Origin of the sequence: Nocardia sp. NPDC004151 (assembly GCF_042874235.1) — a bacterium.
Lineage (GTDB): Bacteria > Actinomycetota > Actinomycetes > Mycobacteriales > Mycobacteriaceae > Nocardia.
Genome location: NZ_JBIAMR010000037.1, coordinates 1 through 2,154 on the forward strand (window position 1 = coordinate 1; position 2,154 = coordinate 2,154).

At 62.0% G+C, this 2,154-nt stretch carries 1 protein-coding gene; it reads right to left on the reverse strand.

Annotated elements, in window-relative coordinates; genetic code table 11:
- Positions 1-320 precede the first annotated feature (320 nt).
- Positions 321-851: a macro domain-containing protein gene (locus tag ACFYTS_RS36525; protein WP_387309764.1), complete on the reverse strand. Its 531-nt coding sequence runs from the start codon at positions 849-851 to the stop codon at positions 321-323.
- Between the last annotated feature and the right edge of the window lie 1,303 nt (positions 852-2,154).

A 2,154-nucleotide genomic window follows, 5' to 3' on the forward strand; every position in this document is an offset into this window, starting at 1 on the left:
CAGCTGATCACGCAGCACGGGACGATACGACTTGGCCACGCCATATCCTCCCAGCCCCACCCCGCTCCGCGAAATCGATTCTGCAACAGGCTCTAAGGCAGCACAACTGGCGGAAACTTCCCGTCACAAGCGATTTGTGCACGAAAAGGCCCATCACACTCAACTCGGCGTCAGCGTGCGTTCTGCACCGCACCAGGTTCCGGCCGCCGGCTCGCCCCGCGCCGGCAGGTTCGGCCAGCGCGGTATGCGGCATGTGAGTGCACGTCTTACTGACGGTGCCGGTCGTGTGGCATGAGCCGAACCGACTGCGAGAAGGCGGGCTAGCTCGGACGAGTTTCGCTGGATTCGGCTTGATTCAAGGCGTTGGTCAGCGCGGTATAAGTCGGCTCGTCAAACGCGACCATCCTGATGTGGCGCACCGAGGTCGGTGTCGATCGGATGGTGGCGATCGCGATGCCGGCGGCCTGGTCCGCGGGGAAGCCGTAGGTTCCGGTCGCGATCGCGGGCAAAGCCAGGCTCAGCGCACCGAGTTCGTCTGCCACTTCGAGGCAGCGGCGGTAGCAGGATTGCAAGATCTCGGCCTCGTCGTAATCCCCGCCCTCCCATACCGGGCCCACGGTGTGGATGATGTGCGTGACCGAAGGATTGAGATCGAATGCGGGCGTTGCCATTGCATCTCCGGGTTCGCAGGGACCGATGGCACCACCCGCTTGGGCCAGCCGAGGCCCCGCGGCTCGATGGATCGCACCATCAACCCCGCCGCCGCCCAGCAGCGATTCGTTGGCAGCGGTCACGATCGCATCCACTTGCTCATGTGTGATGTCGCCGAGCACGATCTCGATTGCTACCACCCTCGAATCATCCCACATGGTCGCGACGAGGTAGCCGCGTCAGTTATGGCACATGGATGCCGACGTTCGTAACGTTGCTTCGTCTCCGCGCAGGACCGACCGGATGCACGAAATCGGCATGATGGTGCGTCCAGCCGACCGCGACCCCTGCCGGTTCGAGCCGCCCCGTAAGCGGCTACTTAAGAAGGCAGTGTTCGGACCGAACTGCGCGGGGGATTCGGGGACTCGGCTGCGTCATCGTGGCCACCGAATCGCCAGCAGCCGAGGTATCTTCGTCAGCCTGGGCGACCGGCTGGATCGGCGGCTTGGCATGTTCTATCAGCCGATGGTGCCGCGATAGTCATAGCCATGGCACCAGTGGACCTTGGCGGCAAACACCAGGATTGCCAGGCGGAAGGAGGGCAGGCCGAGTCGTGTCAGCCTGTCCTCGGTCACCGAATTATTTGCCCGCTGAACCGGCGAAGAGATTGTGAATCAGATCGATGATGATCAATTCGAGAGCGGCTGCGGCGGATCCCATTCTTTCTCCTTGCATTTCAGTTTCGAACCGTGAGGTCAATTGCTCACACCAGGAAATGCTATGGAACAAGGACGGAGAACTGAAATCAGATTTCGGGTGGTTTCGCAACGAGAGATTGCTATTTGGGTCGGCATGGTGCTTGCCAGTGTTTCGTGCGAATGGTGACCCCTGACCATGGATGCGGCGGGTCGCAGAGGCGCGTCGACCCTGGCGTAGACACGACATCGCTACCGGTAATCCAGCCGACCGTATGGTCGTAGCCGAGTTTCATGACGCCGACCGGTCTGGACGTTCTGCGGTGGAACCGAATTCTGCTGGCAGCGCGGCGTCGCCGCTGCGGTAGATCCTGAGATGTGGCCGGGCGAGTCGGGGACCACAGCCTTTACCGTGGGCCGGTGTCCTACAGTCGCATCATCCTGGGTAAGTCGAACGCCGACTTCCTCGGCCTGATCGACAGGAAACCCTTCCAAGCGCTGGTGGTAGTACTAGCCGTGGCTAACCAACTCATGGAGCACCCCGTCGTTTCGTCCCTGGTCTCGACGACCTGCAAGCGGTCGTTGAGCTTGGCAGCCGTACATACTCAGCGCACCGTCACCGCCGAAACACCTTCTACGGCAAGCAAATCGAAAGCGGCGTCCAGGAGCGCGGTGCGGGGGCTGTGTTGCGTTGTCCGCGTGGACTTTCGGTCAGATGCCGAGACCCTGGGCGAGCAGCGGCCACGACGCGATGAACTCGTCGTTCCAGTAGCCCCACGAGTGGGTACCGGTCGGCCGGAAGTTGTAG